This is a genomic window from Pseudovibrio sp. W74 (genome assembly GCF_001623085.1).
GTDB lineage: Bacteria > Pseudomonadota > Alphaproteobacteria > Rhizobiales > Stappiaceae > Pseudovibrio.
On sequence record NZ_LMCJ01000054.1, the window covers coordinates 27,326 to 47,757 of the forward strand.

At 48.7% G+C, this 20,432-nt stretch carries 19 protein-coding genes; 8 read left to right on the forward strand and 11 right to left on the reverse strand.

Features of this window, described 5'->3' with window-relative positions; all coding sequences use genetic code 11:
* Positions 1-197 precede the first annotated feature (197 nt).
* From PsW74_RS22560 to PsW74_RS22580, 5 genes are all read left to right on the forward strand, one after another.
* Positions 198-1,403, forward strand: a complete 1,206-nt coding sequence (locus PsW74_RS22560; protein WP_063288914.1) for an ABC transporter substrate-binding protein — start codon at positions 198-200, stop codon at positions 1,401-1,403.
* Between the two features lie 115 nt (positions 1,404-1,518).
* On the forward strand, positions 1,519-2,295 hold the full coding sequence (locus tag PsW74_RS22565) for an ABC transporter ATP-binding protein (protein ID WP_063288915.1): 777 nt from the start codon (positions 1,519-1,521) through the stop codon (positions 2,293-2,295).
* Entirely contained in the window at positions 2,288-3,013 is a 726-nt protein-coding gene (locus PsW74_RS22570; protein ID WP_063288916.1) for an ABC transporter ATP-binding protein, read from the forward strand. Before PsW74_RS22565 ends, PsW74_RS22570 begins: the two co-directional genes overlap by 8 nt.
* Positions 3,010-3,897 carry a branched-chain amino acid ABC transporter permease gene (locus PsW74_RS22575; RefSeq protein WP_063288917.1) on the forward strand — a complete coding sequence of 296 codons (888 nt, stop codon included), beginning with the start codon at positions 3,010-3,012 and terminating at the stop codon, positions 3,895-3,897. Before PsW74_RS22570 ends, PsW74_RS22575 begins: the two co-directional genes overlap by 4 nt.
* The gene (locus PsW74_RS22580; RefSeq protein ID WP_063288918.1) at positions 3,897-4,850 is read left to right on the forward strand and encodes a branched-chain amino acid ABC transporter permease; all 954 of its coding nucleotides are present in this window, start codon (positions 3,897-3,899) and stop codon (positions 4,848-4,850) included. Before PsW74_RS22575 ends, PsW74_RS22580 begins: the two co-directional genes overlap by 1 nt.
* 51 nt (positions 4,851-4,901) lie before the next feature.
* On the opposite strand, the gene PsW74_RS22585 is transcribed toward PsW74_RS22580, so the two are convergent.
* The 4 genes from PsW74_RS22585 to PsW74_RS22600 form a co-directional block, all read right to left on the reverse strand.
* On the reverse strand, positions 4,902-7,094 hold the full coding sequence (locus PsW74_RS22585; RefSeq protein ID WP_063288919.1) for a VIT and VWA domain-containing protein: 2,193 nt from the start codon (positions 7,092-7,094) through the stop codon (positions 4,902-4,904).
* 19 nt (positions 7,095-7,113) lie between these two features.
* A complete protein-coding gene (gene xrtT / locus PsW74_RS22590; protein ID WP_063288920.1) occupies positions 7,114-8,574 on the reverse strand; it encodes an exosortase T in 1,461 nt (486 codons plus the stop codon).
* Between the two features lie 181 nt (positions 8,575-8,755).
* A complete protein-coding gene (locus PsW74_RS22595; RefSeq protein WP_063288921.1) occupies positions 8,756-9,082 on the reverse strand; it encodes a DUF1330 domain-containing protein in 327 nt (108 codons plus the stop codon).
* Positions 9,083-9,121: 39 nt separating this feature from the next.
* Complete coding sequence (locus PsW74_RS22600) at positions 9,122-10,078, reverse strand: DMT family transporter (protein ID WP_063288922.1); 957 nt, start codon at positions 10,076-10,078, stop codon at positions 9,122-9,124.
* Positions 10,079-10,503: 425 nt separating this feature from the next.
* Here PsW74_RS22600 and PsW74_RS22605 point away from each other — a divergent pair, with 425 nt between their 5' ends.
* The 3 genes from PsW74_RS22605 to PsW74_RS22620 all read left to right on the forward strand — a co-directional run bounded on the left by PsW74_RS22605 (position 10,504) and on the right by PsW74_RS22620 (position 13,930).
* The gene (locus PsW74_RS22605; RefSeq protein WP_063288923.1) at positions 10,504-11,367 is read left to right on the forward strand and encodes a LysR family transcriptional regulator; all 864 of its coding nucleotides are present in this window, start codon (positions 10,504-10,506) and stop codon (positions 11,365-11,367) included.
* Positions 11,368-11,849: 482 nt separating this feature from the next.
* A complete protein-coding gene (locus tag PsW74_RS22610) occupies positions 11,850-12,518 on the forward strand; it encodes a peroxiredoxin-like family protein (protein ID WP_057465370.1) in 669 nt (222 codons plus the stop codon).
* Positions 12,519-13,315: 797 nt separating this feature from the next.
* On the forward strand, positions 13,316-13,930 hold the full coding sequence (locus PsW74_RS22620) for a GNAT family N-acetyltransferase (RefSeq protein ID WP_063288925.1): 615 nt from the start codon (positions 13,316-13,318) through the stop codon (positions 13,928-13,930).
* Between the two features lie 674 nt (positions 13,931-14,604).
* Here PsW74_RS22620 and PsW74_RS22625 read toward each other — a convergent pair.
* Genes PsW74_RS22625 through PsW74_RS22655 form a run of 7 tightly spaced genes read right to left on the reverse strand, consistent with a single transcriptional unit; the run spans position 14,605 to position 20,396 of the window.
* A complete protein-coding gene (locus PsW74_RS22625; protein WP_153041712.1) occupies positions 14,605-14,982 on the reverse strand; it encodes a hypothetical protein in 378 nt (125 codons plus the stop codon).
* Entirely contained in the window at positions 14,975-15,265 is a 291-nt protein-coding gene (locus tag PsW74_RS22630) for a PAAR domain-containing protein (RefSeq protein WP_063288927.1), read from the reverse strand. Before PsW74_RS22630 ends, PsW74_RS22625 begins: the two co-directional genes overlap by 8 nt.
* A gap of 2 nt (positions 15,266-15,267) precedes the next feature.
* On the reverse strand, positions 15,268-15,861 hold the full coding sequence (locus PsW74_RS22635; protein ID WP_063305873.1) for a hypothetical protein: 594 nt from the start codon (positions 15,859-15,861) through the stop codon (positions 15,268-15,270).
* Positions 15,845-17,308, reverse strand: a complete 1,464-nt coding sequence (locus PsW74_RS22640) for a polymorphic toxin type 46 domain-containing protein (RefSeq protein WP_063288929.1) — start codon at positions 17,306-17,308, stop codon at positions 15,845-15,847. The genes PsW74_RS22635 and PsW74_RS22640 overlap by 17 nt, the downstream gene beginning before the upstream one ends.
* Positions 17,301-17,699 (reverse strand): hypothetical protein, encoded by a 399-nt coding sequence (locus PsW74_RS22645; RefSeq protein WP_063288930.1) that lies wholly within the window; start codon positions 17,697-17,699, stop codon positions 17,301-17,303. Before PsW74_RS22645 ends, PsW74_RS22640 begins: the two co-directional genes overlap by 8 nt.
* An 11-nt stretch (positions 17,700-17,710) precedes the next feature.
* On the reverse strand, positions 17,711-19,816 hold the full coding sequence (locus tag PsW74_RS22650; protein WP_208988109.1) for a type VI secretion system tip protein VgrG: 2,106 nt from the start codon (positions 19,814-19,816) through the stop codon (positions 17,711-17,713).
* Positions 19,817-19,859: 43 nt separating this feature from the next.
* Positions 19,860-20,396 (reverse strand): hypothetical protein, encoded by a 537-nt coding sequence (locus PsW74_RS22655; RefSeq protein ID WP_063288931.1) that lies wholly within the window; start codon positions 20,394-20,396, stop codon positions 19,860-19,862.
* Positions 20,397-20,432: the final 36 nt, after the last annotated feature.

Below are 20,432 nucleotides of genomic sequence, written 5' to 3' on the forward strand. Positions count from 1 at the left end.
CTACCATCAAAACAGGAAAACAGCTGTCTGTGAGGACACTTGCACTTCTGGAGAGGTGATTGACAGCATCTTGCGCATATGCAAGTGTTTTTACGTATTACGCCGTTTGTAGCAGTAAGAATCTCCGATATTGGAGGAGATAGCTGAAATCAATGAGGCCAAAGCCTTCCGACGGTGCAATGCAATGGGAGGGATTTATGAATAAGACTCTTTTGATGCTGACGACAGCAGCATACATAACATTTGCAGGTTCGGCTTGGGCCGTAGATATTAAAGTTGGGGCATTGATGGGCGTGACGGGGCCTCTCGCCAACTTTATTCCACCAATCCTCAACGGGGCAAAACTGGCAGAGGCAGACGTGAACAAAGGCGGCGGTTTGTTGGATGGGCAAACCATGAAGCTTGTTGTTGCGGACAGTCAAGCATCTGCACAGCCATCGGTTGATGCTGCAGGTAAACTGGTAAACATTGAGAACGTTGTTGCGATCATGGGAGCACTGTCTTCTGGCGCAACCATTGCTGCGGCAAATGCGGTTGCTATTCCAAACGGCGTGCTTCAGGTTTCTCCAACAGCGACGGCACCAAGTATGACCAACTTGGAAGACAACGACTATGTCTACCGCATTGTTCCAAGCGACAACTATCAAGGTAAAGTACTTGCACGTGCCGTTCTGGAAGAAGGCTTTAAAAAGGTTGCAATTACATATGTTAACAATGACTACGGCGTCGGCATAGGTAACACTTTTAAGGTTGAATACGAGAACTTGGGTGGGGTAGTCACCAAATTCTCCAAGCATGAAGACAAGAAAAACTCATACCGAGGTGAGTTGGCGACACTGGCTTCCAGCGGTGCTGATGCACTTGTCGTCATCGCTTATGCAGCGGGCAGTGGCGCGAAGATCGTCAAGCAATCATTGGAAAATGGCTTCTTCGAGAAGTTCATTGGTACAGACGGTCTGCGGGATGACATCTTAATTCAGCAAATTGGCGCAGTAGCTCTTGCCAGTTCCTTCTTTACCTCACCAAGTTCCCCGAGCTCAAATGCAGCTACAGAAGCGTTCCATGCTCGGTTTGACGAGACATTTGGCGGCGGATCTGACAAACCATTTGTAGATCAGGCCTATGACGCTACCATGTTGATTGCGTTGGCAATTCAACAAGCGGGTTCAACCGATCGTGCCGCTGTAAAAAATGCGCTTCGTTCAGTTGCGAATGCACCAGGTGAGATTGTTGGCCCAGGAGAATGGGCGAAAGCACGTGAGTTGATCTCTGCGGGCAAAGACATCAATTACGAGGGCGTTTCTGGTGCCCACGAGTTTGATGAGAATGGAGATGTCGCAGGTTATATCGGCAAGTATATTGTCGAGGGCGACAGCTACAAGCAAACCAAAATCTTCAATTAATTCAGCCTTCTACCACAAGAGGTTGAATTTTACCGAGTAATGACCGGGCTCTTCTGAGCCTGGTCATGTTGGACCGTGTCATGACGGTGTGGTCAATGAGATTTTGGGAATACAAATGATCCAGCTTGAGAATGTATCAAAACGATTTGGTGGATTAACCGCCGTTCACAACTGCTCATTTTCAATTCCAACTGGCCAAATTACGGGAGTCATCGGGCCAAATGGAGCGGGTAAGACTACTGTTTTCAATATGATAGCCGGTCTACTGCAACCAAGCAGCGGGCAAATTTTTCTTGATGGAGAAGACATTACTTCCTTGCCAGCACACCAGCGTCAGAGCAAAGGGCTTTATCGGACTTTCCAATTAGCACACGAATTCTCACGTATGACTGTGATTGAGAACCTGATGGTCGCAGCGGATGGCTCTATCGGAGAAAATGTACTCAATGCAATCTTCCGCCCCTCCGTCTTTCACAAGCAAGAGCATGCGGCCTACGATAAGGCTATGGAAACACTGCGTTTCCTGGAGATTGAGAAGCTGCAGGACGAACTGGCAGGAAACCTTTCCGGCGGACAAAAGAAGCTGCTGGAACTTGGCAGAACATTGATGCAGACACCAAAAGTCATCTTGCTGGATGAGATCGGTGCCGGCGTCAACCGCAGCCTGCTCAGTAAGATCGCTATGAAGATCCAGCAGCTGAATGACGACTTCGGTTACACTTTCTGCCTGATCGAACATGACCTGGATTACGTCTCGCGGCTTTGCGACGAGGTTGTCGTACTAGCGCAAGCCACTGTTTTAACGACAGGAACCATCGAAGAAATCAAGCGTGACGAACGCGTGGTGGAAGCTTACTTCGGTGGTGGCAAGTATGAGGATGTCCATGCCTGACCCAATTTTGAACATCCAAAACCTGACCACTGGCTATGGCGCAACGCCTATTATTCATTGCGTTGATCTGTGCGTTGATTTGAAAGGAATAGTGGTAATTGTGGGACCAAATGGGGCTGGCAAGTCCACTTTGCTGAAATCAATCTTTGCGCTCAATAAATACTTTTCTGGCTCCGTGGAGTTCATGGGGCGTTCGATTGTCGGCGTCAAAACTGCGGACCTCGTCCCTATGGGCATTTCTGCTGTTCCACAGTCCAGCAATGTCTTCGCAAATCTGACAGTGCGTGAAAACCTGCAGGTTGGTACTTACGCTGCACCACCGAAAAATCCAGCTTCAACATTAGATATGATCCTGACGCTGTTTCCGGACCTTCGTGAAAAGCTGAACCAGCCAGCGGGGCAGATTTCCGGAGGTCAACGGCAAATGGTTGCCATCGGAAGAGCAATGATGAGCGACCCAAAGCTGCTGCTGTTGGACGAGCCGACAGCCGGTTTGTCACCTGCTTATCTGGAACGGATCTTTGATCTAATCCTGAAGATCAGGGAGACCGGTATCTCCGTGTTGTTGGTGGAGCAAAACGCCAAACAAGCGCTGCGCATTGCGGACATTGGATATGTGCTGGTGAACGGCAAGAACGGATATACGGACACGGGCAAAAACCTTCTGGCTAATGATGAGGTTCGGCATGCATTTCTCGGCGGGGGGCTGCCAGCATGATTGATTTCATCAACTATTACCTCATACCGGGCATAACTCTTGGCAGCATTTATGCATTGGGCGCTGTCGGGATTTCGATGATTTTTGGCATTCTGCGCTTTGCACACTTTGCTCATGGCGACTTGATGACAACTGGCGCTTACATCGCACTAACTGCTGTTTGGACACTTGGTGTTCCAGCACTTGCAGCTATTCCGATTGCCGTTGTCGGGACGGCTCTGGTGGCAGTGTTTTTGGATAAGGCCTTCTATAAACCACTGAGAGATCTACCGAGCATCTACACTGTCATCGCATCCTTTGGGGTTGCTCTTATTTTGCGTTCAGCCATCCAGTTATTGTGGGGCACGGACTCTCAAGTCTATGTGGTCGGCTTTCAAAAGCCGCTGATCTTTTTTGATAGTTTCCGCATCGCTCTTCGGCATATGCAAATCATCGCGTTTACAGTTGTTATTGCGATCACGCTGCATTTCTTCCTCTCGTATTCTAAAACGGGAAAATCCATGCGAGCGGTTGCGGATGACCCAGAACTGGCACGGATTGCCGGACTGGATACGGAAAAAATCATTCGATGGACTTGGCTGATTGGAGGTGGCCTTGCTGCCATTGGTGGTGTGTTTGTGGGGTTGGATACGGACATCCATACAAACCTGGGTTGGAACTTGCTGTTACCTATGTTTGCAGCAGCTTTGTTGGGCGGAATTGGCCGCCCCTTAGGAGCTATGCTGGGAGGCTTGATAATCGGCGTTGCAGAAGAGATTTGTACGTTCCCGATTATGGAAATAGAGATCATCTCGCCCAGTTATAAGAGCGCAATTGCCTTTATCATCATGTTGGTGCTGTTGTTGTTCCGTCCGCAAGGCCTACTAAAAGGAAGGGTACTTTGATGGAACTCACAGGTCTGTTCTTCTATTTCGTTTCCTTCCTTACCATGGCTGGCATTTATGCCGTGATTTGCCTGGCGCTTAACATCCAATGGGGGTTTGGCGGCCTGTTTAATGCCGGGATTGCTGGCTTTTACGCTATCGGCGCATACTCAGCGGCTATTATCACTTCCACGGCAGCGTCAAACAATGTTGGGGGATTACAGCAACCCATTTTTGTAGGCATGGCCGTTGCAGCTGTCATTGCAGGTCTTGTTGGCTGGGGCATTGCACGGCTTTGCGTTTCTCTCAAAAGCGATTACCTCGCCATGGCAACAATTGGCATTGCAGAGATCATCCGACTTGTCATTGTAAATGAGGAGTGGCTGACTAACGGGAGTTTGGGAGTTTCCAACATCCCACGTCCCTTTGAAGGGGTGTTCAAAGGGCAAACAGCCGAAATTGTCTTCGTTCTTTTCGTTTGGATAATCGTGTTGCTGACTTATTTCATTTCTCAGCGCCTCCACAAAAGTCCGTGGGGCCGGGTATTGCGAGCGATCCGCGACAATGAAGACGCAGCTGAATCCATCGGCAAGGACACTCACTCTTTCCGCACGCAGACGTTTGTGATTGGTGCCATATTTATGGCGTTGGCAGGAGCGTTGAGTGCGCACTATTTCAAGTACTTCAACCCAGACGCAACTGAGCCAATCCTGATAACATTTCTTGCCTGGGTGATGTTGATCGCAGGTGGAAGTGGAAACAATAAAGGGGCTATCGCGGGAGCACTGATCGTTTGGGCGATCTGGTCAATGACAGAGATCCTAACAGGCTTCCTCCCTTCCGAATGGGCAACCCGATCCTCCTACATGCGCATGCTGCTTATTGGCCTATTCCTACAGTTCGTTCTGCAACGATATCGCTCTGGCTTGCTACCAGAAAGAGCGCCAAAACTGGACAAGTTGAGACGCTCTTAGCTTGCTGGAGGCAGAAGACATCATATTCCGCCATGAGCCCCGGATTTCAATTCAATCCAGCCACCAACCATCCCGGCGGAGTTTATAAGGCAGAGAGCGATCCAGGCCCTCCTGAGGAATGGAGCCTTGACCCGTTCGAGTAATGGAGCAACGTATTGTTCGAACCATGCTGACGAGGTTTTGGCGGAAGCGCGCGACAAGACCCATAATCACGATCAAGAGCCCCATAATCCCTTCCGGTTCTGGCGCTGAACTTCCACTGAGGTTTGGATAGGCTTTTGTCGTTACTCCAGAAACTTGCGGCAGTGGGACCAATGCTGAAACTGCATTTTCTGGGGCATGATTTACGGGGCCCTCAGAAACCGCAATGAACGAAGTGAAGCGGGTTTGCAGAGAATGATCCAGACCAAGCTTAATAATCTCGTTTTTTAAGGCCTGATTTGAACTGCCTCCAATCGTATATGCTCGATTTTTTGCAAAAATCTGCTCACGCGCCCAGATGATTGGAAGCGCTTTCTTTTCTGAGCTCTGTTGCTGAGTTCTCCCTGACAGATCAATCTCCAGCGGCATGCGAGCTGCCTTTCCATTCACTAAGCCACTTATGAAAATGGTGTGCTTTCCACTTTTTTGATAGCGCCCCAGAATTCGAAGTGCGCGCCCTTCGAACAAATCAGGCAGCTTTGTCGGGCTTTGCTCTTCAACTTCTAATCCGTTCCAATCAATTGAGACATCGGTCAGCACAGGCGTTTTCAAGTCTTTTGCAAAGGCCTCTGCAGTCTCATGGAAGCTCTCGTCAGCCTCAACGTAGCGTGCATATCCCCGTCCCTCTGTTGCCAGCGCCTCAAGCAGGAAGCGATTGACGGACGAACCCACTCCAAACGCATAAAGACGTGCCTTTCCAATGCGATTAGCAACTGTTTGGATTACTTTGCGCTCATTGCCTATGTAACCGTCTGTCAGGAAAACAACGATGCGCGTTGTGTCTTTAGGTTGTTGCGTACCAAACGCAGCATTGAGCGCTGCATTCAGTTCTGTACCGCCACCAGCATAAAGACTGGAGACATACTCAAGCCCTGCCTGTTTGTTATGCTCGCTTGCAATTAAGGACTGCTCCTCAAATGCAGTTGTCTCATTTGCAAACCGAAGGATCCGAAAGTAATCATCTGGGCGTAGATTATTAATCGCGGCACGCATAAAGGCTTTGCTTGCGGCGATCGGAGCGCCTCCCATAGAGCCGGAGGTGTCCACCACAAACACCAGCTCTCTTTTACCAATAGTCGCTTCTGCCGGAACTTTAGGCGGCTCGATGAGCAACGAAAAGAAGCCACCTTTTTCATCCTCGTAGTGACTGTCTAGACCAACAGTAACACTCGTCTCAGCGGCCAGTTCGTAACGCAAGACAAAGTCTTTATTGTCAACCTCCTTAGCTTTCTCAAAAGTCGCCTGTTTTTTGGTTTCATCTCCGGAGATGCTCAACTTATGTGTTGAGCTCCAAAGGCCGGATATAGGCAGAGCTGCGGTCATGGACATATCCAGGGAGACCCGCCGATGATTGATGGCCGTGGATGTTGAAACGCCTAACACCTGAGGATATGTCGATAGCCGATCGATTTCCCAGCCGGAAACGACGTCAACTTCATCACTGTCAGACATCGCATCTGGCTTGCCCTGTTGGGCGGGCTCGGTTGCTCCTTGGTACCGCGGCCCAACCACCATGGGAACAACCAGTTCATAGGCCCCATCTACTTTCGGCACGGACTGAACATATTGGAGGTGCACGGTCACTGGCTTACCCGGCATCAAATTGGCGATATCCTGAGTAAACATGTTTGGTCGATGCTGTGTCAGAAGGGACGCGGCTTTCCCCTCAGCCTTCGCTTGCTTGAATACAGCATTTGCTTCTTGTTTTTCTTTGATTTGCGCGACGATCCGCTGCCCTTCCAACTCCATTTCCATGGCATGAACGGCAGCCTTCTGATTTAGGGGAAACAGATAGGTTGCATGGAGCGGCACATCATTGGGATTGAGGAATGTCTGTGAAAGCGTAACCTGGGCGATATCTCCAACCACATCCACATCGTAGTGCGCAGAGAGCAAGGGCAACTCAACCTGTTGTCCATTTAACATGGCGACAATTGTGCCCGCCTTCTTTCCCAGTGGGTCTGGCTGCTCGGCACCAGCATCGGAGCTCGTGCTGACTACAAAAATCAAAAGCAAAGAGAGAAAGCGCGTTGTCTCAAACATCAAGAATATCCTCTAAATTTTAGGTCCTGGGGAAATCAAAGGCAGCAAAAACCGCGGCCTCAAACTGGTTTTGGTTGGAAAGAGCAGCCTGCCATGGTGAAACGCGCTGAATGCTGGTCCAAGAGAGCGACGGGTTTTGCAACCAAATCCAAATCGCTTCGGCCACGTTGTTGGTGACATGCCCGTCATCAGAGAAAAAAGAGACGGAGACCTGCCATTGCTGGCCGTTTTCTGCAGTCGCCCGATACAGCGCTGAAGGCATTGCCTCAAAACGAGACCCAAGAAACTCAACCCGGTAACCCAGACCGCGCAAGCAGTCATCCGGCGCATGAAGATGGCGAAGCGGGGAGCTGGTATGCACAAGAGTAAGCGCATGCTCTCCATAGCGCTTTTTGACTGCATACCCTCCATACGCTTCGAGATACTGTTGTTCGACAGGAAGTAATGGAATGTCCTGACCGGACTGCCCATTCAAAAACAAAGGCAAAACAGGGAGTGTAGTTGCTCTCGCCACATCAACAGCCTGTCGGGGCAGGCTGACAACAACAACAGCAAGACCAACAAAGGCGAGAGCCAGATACTTTTGAAGTGACTTAGGCAGCTCGGGACCTTCATCTGCATAAGAAGAAGCAACGAACATGCGTGCCTTAGGCCGATACAGCCTCAGGATTGGCAGAAGGGTGAGAGCAAGAGTGATGTACCCAATCACGCTATGCCATGGTTCCATCATAACGTTTACATCAAGAAACCAATGCGGATAGGCGATGCCAAGTGCTAACGTGCTGATGCGGAGAGAGTTGCCTAAGATGCTGAGAACGAGCGTAATACCGACCCAAAGCAGAGCGACACTTAATCGTGGGCGATAGATGGCGTTCAACACCACAATAAATGCCAAGCTGAGCATAAGGCTGGACGTGCCAGAACAAGGCAAATCAACCAGTACGTCTTTGCCTTCAAGTGTCAGCCGCACACCATTGCAGGAAAGGTTCTCAGTGACACCGCTGAGAAGAAAACAAGACGCTTTCGCTGACAGTTCCTGCAAAGGGTAACCCAATAGCCTTTGAACAATCCGCTCAACAGGCAGGGAGAACAGGAAAAGCGCAGAGAGCCAGAAGGGAGAGAGTGCACGCTTGCGTTCCCCTACCCTCAAAAGCGTGGCAATGGCGAAGATATCAAAAGCCAGAGCCAACCCGCCAATAACATTGATTGCAAACACCTGACTGATCAGGCGAATGAAAGCGGAAGCCACAAGAAGCAAAGCTGCAGTTTGGCGGTGATGATTAGCGGAATGGTCCACGGGGCTCGACAGCGACCAGAGCAATAAGCCCGCGACTGCAACCAGATAAACAGCGCCAGAGGATGAATAAGAGGGATCAAACCATGTTCGCACCAGCCATAGCACAGGCTCAAAAGCCAGAATGGCGGAGGCGAGCCCAAACCCAAAAGCTGTCACTCTGTTATTTGCAAGAGTCTTTGTCATGCAAACCGTTATGCCAACCTGATTTGCAGACCCTACTCACCATCTGTGCAGATTTTCAGCATTTCATTCAGCCGAAGGTACAAGCCTGTCGCAGTCTTTTTTCTCTGCAGCTGCGTTTATGATCTTCCAGCCTCATTGAAGGGCGTTTTCGGTGAAGATACTGGGCCAGATGTGCTGGGTTCTAGCCTTGAAAAGCAGGCAACACGACTATTGTGGATGCATTTGGATCGGTCACTGAGTGACGGATTTTCTTGTATGGTTGATATTCTGGATCATTGTACCAGGCATCAAAGACAGCACGGCTGGCAAACTTCAGAATTAAGGTGTTCTCTTTCTGGTAGGTCCCTTCAATGACATCAGGATGCTGAGAAACAGCAATCCGCTCGACACCATGACGGGCGCTAATCGACCCGAGATGGGCTGAGTAGTCATTGAAGTAGCGGTCAACATCATGAATGCTCAGTTGAACAATGGCGTAGACAGCTGTGTTTTCTTCTTCCTGTGTCATCTGGTAACTCTTCGGATTAAAGGGGATGGAACAAACTCTTCAACGGGTGGATTTAAGTGCACTCATCACCACAATTGTCAGACCAACGCCGACGGTAGCGAGGCCGCCCCATTGAATGACTGATGGTGTTTCTCCGGTAAGGGGAACTCCGATAATCAACGCAAAAACAGGAACTAAAGCAGGAAACATAGCAGCCTGAGCCGCACCCAATATCTGAACCGACTTAGCAAATGCAATCATAGCCACAACACCAGACAGAACACCTTGCACAATGAGCTGGGTCACCAGAATGTGTACTGACTGCGCAGTGAAAACATCAACACCACGAGAGCTGAGATAGATTGGCCCAACAGTCAAAAGTCCTGCGATTGAAACAACTGTAGTCACGTCAAGCGCGTTTAGTTTCCAGTGCTGCTGCAACACACTAAAGCCAGCCCAAAGCATTCCTGCGACAATGAAAAATGTATCACCAATGAAAATCTCAAGAGAACTGGTCATGGCAGCCGGACCAGCAATGAGAGCAAGACCAATAAGTTTTATCAGCGTCCCAAATATGCGCTGTAGGCCAAGTTGTTCACTCAGAAAAATACGAGCAAGCAAAAACCCGCCAAGCATCATAGAGGCCGGCACAATAACGGCACCGTGCGTCAATGGCGCATAAATATAGCCGCCTACACCGAGCAACACGAAGGGAGGTCCTAACAGGACAGACACAACAGCTGCTTGTAAGAGGGAGATGCGCTTGAGGGGATTACGTCGCACGATCAAAAGAAACAGCAGCACGAGAGGACCTGCTACAATATAACGGAGAAATGCGATATCAAACCCATCAAGGCCTGCGGTGACGCCGACACGCGAGAGTGAGAGATACGCACCCCAGATTAGACTGGCGGTAAGCCCGGCAATTATCCCTGGACCGAGACTTGGGACTTTCTTAACGGGGCATTCCAATAAGACGCTTTTCATTTCCGTTTTAGTGGCCTGAACATGAAACATTTTGTTTCTCCTTCGCAACCGGTCTACTTGTCGACCAATATGTTGAGCAGGACCAAAGCGGATCAGACGGCGTATCGGTTTATCCCGGAAGATGCTGAGATTTACGTCGCTAACACGACAGACTAGAAATCAAGGCGATCTCATAGTGCGACGTCCCTCGCAGAAGCAACCCATCGACAAAATAGCAGGATGTCTGAGAGGGCAACGCCACCACCTTCTTAACTGTGAGAGTATCTGCGGGGAGCAGTGTTCACTGGAGTTCTCAGGATTGATTAGGATAACCGGGCCGTGACAGGCCCAATTTGCCGACTTATGTTTTTGTTGTTCGCTGTGGTCCTGAATGGATCGGTTAAGGAATATATGGCAGTACTGGCACGCGTGATAAATCGGTTATCCGGTCAACGCACTATTGCTCAGGAGCAACAATGAAAGAGCTTGATGGGTTGATGGAGTTTTGCGCTGTCGTTGAAAACGGTGGTTTCAAAAGAGCTGCAGAGTCTCTTGATGTATCGACATCATTCATTAGCCGCCGAGTTTCCAATCTCGAAAATCGCTTAGGGGTGCTATTGCTGCACCGGACGACGCGTAGCGTGAATCTAACAGATATCGGGGAGCAATATTACCTGCGTTCAAAAGCGATATTGGCAGATATACACGCACTATCAGCTGACTTAGCTGAACAGCAAAACCTGGTAAAGGGGCGTATCCGAGTAGCTGCTGGGGGAATATTTGGCGAGACTTGGGTGGCCAGTGCTCTTGCTGATTTTGCCAGATCGCACCCTGAGGTTGAACTTGACCTTGAAATAAGTGACCGGCCTGTAGACTTGGCCAGAGAAAAGTTTGACCTGGCTATTCGTCATGGAATGCCATCAGACCCTGATTTGACAGTTAGCAGGATTGGAAGCCGACGGATGATGGTTTGTGCGTCTCCTGATTATCTGAGAGAGCATGGAGAGCCAAACGAGCCGGAGGATCTGGTATCCCATTCTTGTTTAATAACACCCGGCTTGCGCTGGCTCTTTGCCAGGAATGACGACACGTTTGAAGTTCGGGTTTCTGGTCGTTGGGCCAGCAATAATGGGCGAGCGCTAATGATTGCTGCATGTGCAGGTTTAGGGTTCACGAGGCTCGCTGAGGGATATCTGACCAGCGCCCTAAAGTCGGGTGCTTTGGTTGCCGTCCTCAAGCCCTGTGAGATATCACCACAGGAAACCCTCTTGGTATATCCATCTCGTGCATTCCTTCCCTTCCGGGTACGCTCGCTCGTGGAGCATTTGAAGAAATACTGAAGTCAAACAACCTCTTCCAATTGCCCCTCATGAAGCTCACTTATAAAGCAGTCGTTTGAACCCACTGCATTCAAAAGCAATACAATGCTCCAGCAACTCAGGGTCCCCTGAGATTATTGCTCCTGAGCAATAGTGCGTTGACCGAACAACCAGTTTATCACGCACGCCAGTACTGCCATATTTCCCTCATCTGATCTATTCAGGACCAAAGCACACTAAATAATATTTGTCCGAAGGCCCAGGTTCACACTGTCCAACAAACGTTGTCACTACTGGAAAATATGACTTGATAAGCAGATCGCGAGTAATCGCTTTGCCCGCTTTCAGGCAATGGTGAAACGATCATCGGCTTGATCAATCTCGTGTCCTTCTCATCTTCATGTCTTGAATTGAGTCACAAGATAGCCCCGTTTTCCAGTCTTTAGTCATGCAGTGTTTGACTTGACCGATCATAATTCAACCAAGTAGAGGAAACATCTACAATGTCTTTACATGAAAAAATTGCGACCTTAAAAGCTCAAGTCGAAAAAAAGCTGCCTCAGAAAACTCGCGATGTCATGGACCGAGCTACTGCAGATCTGGCGGTATCAGGCATTTTGAATGGCACTATTAAAGTTGGCGATACACTTCCTGGTTTCACCTTGCCCAATCAGAATGGTACACCAGTCAACTCTAACGAGTTGCTTAAGAACGGCCCATTGGTGATCAGTATTTTCCGAGGAGCGTGGTGCCCTTATTGCATGTTAGAGCTTGAAGCTCTGGAAGAAGTTTCACAGCAGTTCCAAGAAGCTGGCGCCAACATATTGATTATTTCGCCACAAACTCAAGCAGCTTCGCTCAAAACCAAAACCGAGAAAGATCTATCTTTCGATATCATTTCGGATCTTGGTAGTCTTTATACCAGCAAGCTCGGTCTCGTTTTCTCTCTACCTGAAGATCTGCGCAAGGTTTATAGAGGGATCGGTATCGACCTACCAAGTTTTAACGGAGATGGAAGTTGGGAACTCCCTATGCCGGCACGCCTGATTGTTAGCCAAACAGGCAAAGTCATGAACGCTGACATTAGTCCAGACTACACCAAACGTCCTGAGCCAGCAGACACTCTTCGAGAACTCCTTGATATGGCGAAGCAAGACCTAACCAACGCGTAGCCTGAAAGCGATTGGCGGCAAGCGATAGCAGCACGTGCCGCCACGTCTCACAGGATTGATTGCAGAACCTCCTGCTTGCTTAGTCACAACGCCGTGAGGACTTGAAAAGTCGATTATTTGCAATTGAATTGCTGATCTGGCGGCATACATAGGATTGATCAGTGTTGCTCTGGATTTCAGGGTATTTTAGTGACCTACTGAAAGGTATACTTGTATGAACACAATCACGGTGCCTAAATTTCCTTTGATCTGGTCTCTCTTTAGCTTGCGCTTGAGTATATCTATTGTGTTCATCCTCTGGACATTAAATAAATTCCTTAGCCCTGACTCGACAGCTAGGACTTTCGAAGCTTTCTATGGCTTTTCAGCTATGAGCGAGGCTCTCTCTTTTATACTCGGCGGAATACAAGCGCTCATCGTCATCTGCTTTCTCGTCGGGTTTAAAAAACGCCTTTCAATAGGCGCTCTTTTAATCATGCATATCGTATCGACGCTTGTATCTTACGAGCGATATCTCGACCCGTTCACAAGCCCCAACCTCCTGTTCTTCGCAGGATGGCCCATGTTAGCCGGACTTCTCACTCTCTATCTTCTGCGTGACTACGATACCAAATTCTCAATAGAACGCAGTGCGATGACGTAACTCTACAGCATCGGGGATATTAGATAACGGGGTGTAAGTTCAGCGTTGGTAAGAAGATTTTGCTCATAGCTGGACGTGATCATCCTGAGCTTGCTACCAGTATTCAGTCTTCATAAGATGTAAAAGTGATTGCGCATCGATTGGGAACATTGAAATGAGCAAAATCCGACGGGCTGTTCCCGATGATTTAGAGGCACTCTACCGAATTTCAGTTCAAACAGGCCATTTAGGTCGTGAGGCAAGCCATTTGTATGCTGACTATAAAATGATGGGGCACATTTACTCTGCCCCATATTTAAAATTCTCTCCTCAACTCTCTTACGTAATTGAGCGCCAAAATCAAGTCGTGGGCTATTGTGTTGGAACCATCGATACTATTGAATTTGAGGAAGTTCTAGAATCTCAATGGTGGCCCAGCTTAAGACAAAAGTACCCGCTACCAGAGGAAGAAACGCGATCAACCTGGACAGCCGAAGAACGCCGATGCCAGATGATCCACTTTCCGGAGAAAACACCAGAACAGATTTCTATAGGTTTTCCTGCCCATCTACACATGAACCTTCTTCCAGTTATTCAAGGGCAAGGTATGGGTGCCCAACTTCTTGACAAATGGCTACAAGAAGCAACACGATACGAGGTAGCAGCTGTACATGTTGGTGCAAATGCAAAAAATGCTAGAGCCATACGCTTTTGGCAAAAACAGGGATTTAGCAAACTTGACGCACCAGCCTCAAGAACAGCATGGATGGGCCGTTTCATGCCCCCCTGATGCACCTGATCTAAAGTTAAGACCATCTATTTGATTTGTCTAAGCCCACAATAGAACTACGCGGATGCCTGCCAATAGCTCCTTACGCTATCAACTACCAGTCACTTAACCAACTTCAGACAGTGTAGCGAAAAACTGTTTCTCATCAGCCGTCTTACGACAACTGTATGGGTTGCGGCTGCCTGTCTCTGGACAAATGCGAGCTCTACAACGCCGGAGACGCCGCCTCCAGCTACGGCCGCGGCCCCCGCTTCATCTATGGCGACAAGTCATTTAAAGATGAAGGCTAGGGTGCGGTAACCGGAGTTGTTGTGTTTCAAAATTTAAACAACAAAAAACCCGTCATCTAAGTGATAACGGGTTTGTATCTTTGGTTGCGGGGGTAAGATTTGAACCTACGACCTTCAGGTTATGAGCCTCTAATATAGCAAATTCTACTATAAGTTACTTTTCAATAAGTTAGCTCACAAGCGACTGATACCGCTTAGCAACTCTCATAAGACATTAACGAACTATACGACATCAAACAGCGCTATGTACAGTTCAAACTGCGTACAGCGGTTGACGTGGTGTTGACGCAAGAACTTACGTTTCCTTCATCCCAACACTGGGACAGGACCTCAAGGTGATCAGGATACTCTTGAGACATTAACTCAGGTGCACCGAGTACCGTCTTAATCGTAAGCCTTTGCCAACTTTAATGCCCGCTTTTGACTATCACTGAGTCTTTCATCGTTTACTGCGCTCGACCAAGCGACTTTGAAGGCTTGATCGTTAGAACTTTGGCACCAGGACAATGCTACCGCGCCGAGCGCCGTCCAGCCGATGCCATCACACATCTGAGCCCATCTTTTCGCAGGGAAGGATCCTAGTTTCTTCAGAAGGCTTAGATCTGTCTCGTCAATACGGGTCTGATTTTCTTTGCCGCCCTCAACGCCCGCAGACGCAATCCAGAGAGGTTCGCTGGCATGAAGGCCTTGCCATATATCTACCGGTGTGAGGCCTTCTCCTAAGTCAAATACTCCAGGCTTTGATGTGTCTTGATCAGCCACCAATTTCAACATCCCCTGATCCAGCGGAAGCAGAGCCACCACACCCAACAGCATCGCCCACTCGGCACACTGCACGGCCATTGACGAACACGGATCCAGATCCCGCTGACATGGAACGAGGATGAGGCGGACAATTGCCGCAACCATGCGGGATAACGCCGTCACCGACACGCACCACAGCAATAGCATTTACAAACACATCAGGGCTTCCGGCAGATGAAGGCGTGGGCGGAAAACACCCATGACCTGCGGCGATATCGCCTTTACGATATGCAGCTGGCATGATTAAAACTGCTTCCCTAAATTACTCCAAAAAAACTTGGAAAAGACACTGACTTCATTAATCAGGTCCTCATCTAAACCATCTAATCCTCTTCTTGAGAGAAATCCAAAGTTAAGGTCTTCTCTATAAATTTCTTTTTCGATATCCTCTTCTTCAATCAAGTTATCCTGAATACTATAAATACTAATATCTAGTATTGTTAACTTCCTGAAATCGTCGCTCTCATCAGTTAGTTTTCTCATATGACTATTACATAATGCAGATATTTCTTGCAGCTCATCATAGTAATTTTCTTTATTTTCAATTTGAAAACTTTCAAATTTTTGCAAAGAGCACGCCCATTTATCAGCAAGCTCAGGACTAATAGATTCCACATCTTCGCCCGCTTGCCGGTATTGCTTAAATATCTTTTGCTTAAGCTTTCTTTGCACTTCACCTTTAACCCGTGCGTTGGCTTCTATGAACTTCATCTGCTCAACAATCGATAAAAACCAATTATCCTTATAGATATTGTAAAGTTCCTGAAAACGATGTTGAAAATAGATGCAAGCTTGCAGCATCTCTGTAACTGAATCAATTTTAACGATAGGAGACAACTTTACCCTCATCTTTCATTGTTGGTCTGCAGCCGGATTTAAAACGCCATTGTCGACCGCCCCCTACGGTTGGCTGCGGAGTGCCGGGTACTGTCCATTTATCAACGATTTTCTTTGCAATTGACTTTAATGCAGTACAGTTTTTACTGGTTACGAACTGCCTGGGCTTTTTTTCACGCCCAAGAGGACCAATTCCTAAATTTGTTGGCTGGATTCCCTCATCCGGTGTGAAAAAATTGCCTGTATTGGGGGTATACCTCGGGTCAGGCTCCCGTAAATATTGATATAATTTCTGCCCCTTCCCGACCGGTTCGAGCGTTAAAGGGTAGCCAAAGTCTATCCCATTAAGTTCAGCTTTAATATCATCATCATCCATATTCTGATCTGCGTAAAACTTTCTAGCTACTCTTTTTCTTGCTGCTTTTTGTGCTGCTGTCGCACCAGATCTTGCTGCAATTTCCTCATCATCATTGCGGACCACTTTTTTGGGATTACCACCGTCACCATCTGCGATATCTCTTGCGTCATGATTACCAAGATCTTTATTGTCAAGTTGCTGTCTTATTGCCGGATCGATCTCATCCGAGTTCACTCGCACCCGAAAGGTACGATCAGCCTTTTTGACAAGTATTGTGAACCCTTTGGCAGCATAGGTAACACCCCCTAAAACCACCTTGCCAACCCCAGCCAGCACTACTGTTTCTATGGCAAAGATTGCCAGTTTCGATTGGGCGTATTGGACCGCGCTGAGTAACCCACAACGCGTCAACTGATCCATTAACCCCTTGTAAGCCTCGGCAAAGAAACTTTTAAATGATTCCCAGGATTCAGCACGATGTAAAGCTGCGTCCTCAACTCGTTTCCCTCGTTGAGCGATGCCCGCATTAATCCCAGCGATTATTTTTTCAAGACTATCGATTTCTTTGTCTAAATACGCTTCAAAGGATTTTGCGTGTGGGCCGTTGGCTTTTTGAGTTTTGAAACTTGCCAACATGCTTTCTTTATGTCTTTTTTGCTCTTGAAGCTCCCGCACAGGGGCATCACCAAGTGGGAAATGCTTCGCAATATAGTCAATCGTACTATTAAGTCCTTGCTTTATTTCCTCAATTTTTTTGTCTTGCGTCTCTTCCCCATTCCAACCAGAAAGATCTAAAAGTGCTTGCGCCATAGCGGCATACTCATCGATTTTTTCGTCGATAGCCTGCGCAACCCCACACTTTTGATCTTGAAAGGTTTGGCGATTATGCACCTGATCGGGCACCAACCGTTTAATCTGCTCTAGAGTTTTTGAAGGGCCTGTCTGACTTGGGGAAACTCCCTCGTCAGGCCATATATTAGGGATAGGCAGTTCATTCGGTAAGCTTGGAAATGAGATATCTGACGGGAGTGATGGTAACGAATTTTCAATCCCAAGCTGACTTTGCAAAAATTTGGTAAAATCATTCACCGAAACTCTCCCCACTGCCTGGGAAAGCTTCAAAGGCATTCACGTAATCTACTGTGAAGAAACTTTCTTTGGCATCTGCGAAGGAGTTGTTCTTAAACCCGAATGATTGAGAACTTAAACCGGTATCTGAGGATGCACCAAACAAATCGAGCACCGATAACATCATCGCAACTTCATCAAAAAAGCCTGCATCCACCTCAAACGTTGAACCTTTCATCTGAGTAATGAGTTGAGTCATATTCGCAAGGGCTTCTGGGCCTGACAACTCAAAGTCGGTAATATCAGAGGATGAATTTACTCCGTTAATTGCAAAACTGTCATCTCGGTTACTATCCCGATTTTGTTTGTGATCAGCCAAATCGGAGAGCCGTGCTGCTTCTGAATACATCATGCTATGGCCCTCTAGTTAAGTTTAATTTTGCCGCCTTTGAGGACGAGCTCTTTCTCAGCCTCAATCAGCATTGTGCCATCACTATTCATCACGATTTTGCATCCACCACATACAATTTCATAACGTTTGCCCACCACTGTAGTTTTGTTCATGCCAACATCCTCGTACTTCCCCATGGCGATCGAGCTGTTCATCATTCCGCCAACAGCACGTTGATATCCAGCTCCGACATTCATAACCTTTACGGTTCCTACAAATTCGGAGGATGTTGCCATCACGGTCTCAGCTTTGTTTTTGCCAACGCCGATGACAAGATTGCCTTCGCCCATGTTGAGGCCGAACTTGCCGAGGGTTCCGGCAATACCGCCGATTTTCTTGCCAAGAGCTTTTTCTACGGCTTTAAATTTCTCGGTGACGAACTGCTGAAGCTTGTTGGGACCAACCATGAGCGTCATGTTGCCGCCAATCACTTCGTGGTGGCTGTTGCCCACTTCGATGGATTTGTTGTGGCCGATGCTTTCTGACTGGTTCACATCAACACGCTTGGCGCGGTTGTTTTCGACGTGAATATCCTGGTCTTTTTGGGCATGGACATAGATCTGCTCTTCACCGGACTGATCCTCAAATGAGATCTCATTAAACCCGTCTCCTTTATGGCTGTCGGACCTAATGACCATTTTAGTTTTGTGGTCCGGCAGTTGGTAAGGTGACTTGTTATTGTTGTGATAAGTGCGCCCTGTGATGATGGGCTGGTCCGGGTCGCCTTCGAGGAAGTCTACGATGACCTCGTGGCCAATGCGGGGGATGGCGATGTGGCCCCAGCTGGCGCCAGCCCAGTTGGAGGACACGCGGATCCAACAGGAGGAAGTATCGTTCTTCTTGCCGTGACGGTCCCACGGGAACCAGACTTTGACCCGGCCATGTTCATCACAGTAAATCTCTTCACCTTCCGGCCCGGTGACATGGGCGATCTGAGGGCCATCCACCAAAGGCTTTTTAAGCAATTTGGGCCGGTATGGCAGACGCGCGGGCATCACCTCAAACCCGGCACTGTAAATGGTGGTGCCACTGCCAGCCTCCTCAGCCACGGCCTGCGGCTGACTGCCCTGATGCGAGACGGTGAGCAAATGATACTTGATGTTGTAGTCGTCGTTCGGGTGGTCCGTGAGCGCAAACTGATGACCTGCCGTCAGGTGGATGGCATTGGTCGCCCCGTGGCCTGTGGTGGCCTCAACACGCGCGGCCTCCAGCCGGTGTTTTGTGAAGGGCTTGCCGACACCATCGGCCTTGTAGCGCCCCGGATATTCATAGAGCGCATAATCTCCGGCAGAGCCGTTGTCCTCACCGCGCTGATGGGCGTGTTGCTGGTTGTAAGGCGGGTTCTTGAACGAGTAATCACGCTGCATGAAGCTGGTGGCTCGCAGCTGCTCACGCAGGACAAAGCTGTTGCAATAGACACCTTTGACAGCCCCGCCTGCCATGGCATTGTATTCCAGCTTGGGCTGGTCTGGTAGCTGCGAGACAATCTGCGGGTTATCAATGAACTGCAGCGTATGCTGGCCATTGGCACCATAGGTGAAATAGTACCAGATACCTTCTTCTGCCGTGATGCGATCTAAAAAGCTTAAGTGACTTTCCCGGTACTGCACGCAGTATTCACGGGCCGCGTGGGTATCCGTCAGATCCCACTTCACATCCTCGACACCGTGTTCTTTCAGCAGGATCTTGACGATCTCGGGCACGCTTTTCTTCTGAAAGATCCGGCAGTCAGAGCCATGGGCCAGCCGGTGTAGGCTGGGCAGCAGTGTGAGCGAATAACTGGTGCGGTGATGGCCTTCATTACCACGTGCAATCTCGGCGACTACCCCGGAGAGATGGCGCAGGCCCTCGTATTTGTGATGAATGGTCAGTGAGGCGGGCGTATCCAGCAGGCTATGCAAATCCAGCGCGTTGTCATGGCTGGCAAGCTCAATCTGGATCTGCGTGAGCCCATTGAGACGCTCAGTTGCCGAGAACCCGGTGACCAGTAACTCCACGTTGGGCTGCGCAGGAGCGGCAAAGGTGAAGGCCAGATCTTGTTCCTGGAAGAGCTGCGGGATTTGGACAATAGCATTCATAACAAACTCACTGGCAAAGGAAAAAACAATGGAAGCATAAGAATTAAGAGTGATCTGGCGGATTGAGTTGGTGCATCACTATCGGCGGTGGATAGGGTTTGGAGTGCCATTCATCAGCGGGACATAAAGTGTCCGGACGCGCATAGGTATGGAAGGATTTTGCCGGTGCGAAGAACTCGTTCTGGCAAAGTAGGTACCCTTCGTCCTGCGCTCTTTGCCCAATTGATTGCGCCCATAGATTGCCGGCGATAGCAAAGATCAGGAGCGATCCGAAAATAAGAATGAGGTATGTTTTGACAGACCATTGCAGCCGTTGATGACCCCAGGGCGTAAAGACAAAATGAGCGATGGGGATCGCAACAGATCCAAGCGCTAAAGCCTGGATGCCATGAGCAATTTCAAAGTTGTCTTGTCCAAGCTCAATGACCTGCTGCGCATACAGAAAGTCAGAGATCGTACTCCACACCAAAAACACCATCAAAAGATCAAGCGCAGCTGCAAACCCGTGTGCTCTGCGCGGATCCCGGCCAATCCACTGCCCAAATTGAATGGTCTTATTGATGTACCAGTTGATCATCATCACCGCCTGTAGATCTGGTTGTAAAGATCAGGCCCA

Coding starts and splice junctions, on each gene's coding strand:
- PsW74_RS22560 (WP_063288914.1), top strand. CDS start 198: ATGAATAAGACTCTTTTGATGCTGACGACAGCAGCATACATAACATTT.
- PsW74_RS22565 (WP_063288915.1), top strand. CDS start 1,519: ATGATCCAGCTTGAGAATGTATCAAAACGATTTGGTGGATTAACCGCC.
- PsW74_RS22570 (WP_063288916.1), top strand. CDS start 2,288: ATGCCTGACCCAATTTTGAACATCCAAAACCTGACCACTGGCTATGGC.
- PsW74_RS22575 (WP_063288917.1), top strand. CDS start 3,010: ATGATTGATTTCATCAACTATTACCTCATACCGGGCATAACTCTTGGC.
- PsW74_RS22580 (WP_063288918.1), top strand. CDS start 3,897: ATGGAACTCACAGGTCTGTTCTTCTATTTCGTTTCCTTCCTTACCATG.
- PsW74_RS22585 (WP_063288919.1), bottom strand. CDS start 7,094: ATGTTTGAGACAACGCGCTTTCTCTCTTTGCTTTTGATTTTTGTAGTC.
- xrtT (WP_063288920.1), bottom strand. CDS start 8,574: ATGACAAAGACTCTTGCAAATAACAGAGTGACAGCTTTTGGGTTTGGG.
- PsW74_RS22595 (WP_063288921.1), bottom strand. CDS start 9,082: ATGACACAGGAAGAAGAAAACACAGCTGTCTACGCCATTGTTCAACTG.
- PsW74_RS22600 (WP_063288922.1), bottom strand. CDS start 10,078: ATGTTTCATGTTCAGGCCACTAAAACGGAAATGAAAAGCGTCTTATTG.
- PsW74_RS22605 (WP_063288923.1), top strand. CDS start 10,504: ATGAAAGAGCTTGATGGGTTGATGGAGTTTTGCGCTGTCGTTGAAAAC.
- PsW74_RS22610 (WP_057465370.1), top strand. CDS start 11,850: ATGTCTTTACATGAAAAAATTGCGACCTTAAAAGCTCAAGTCGAAAAA.
- PsW74_RS22620 (WP_063288925.1), top strand. CDS start 13,316: ATGAGCAAAATCCGACGGGCTGTTCCCGATGATTTAGAGGCACTCTAC.
- PsW74_RS22630 (WP_063288927.1), bottom strand. CDS start 15,265: ATGCCAGCTGCATATCGTAAAGGCGATATCGCCGCAGGTCATGGGTGT.
- PsW74_RS22645 (WP_063288930.1), bottom strand. CDS start 17,699: ATGATGTATTCAGAAGCAGCACGGCTCTCCGATTTGGCTGATCACAAA.
- PsW74_RS22650 (WP_208988109.1), bottom strand. CDS start 19,816: ATGAATGCTATTGTCCAAATCCCGCAGCTCTTCCAGGAACAAGATCTG.
- PsW74_RS22655 (WP_063288931.1), bottom strand. CDS start 20,396: ATGATGATCAACTGGTACATCAATAAGACCATTCAATTTGGGCAGTGG.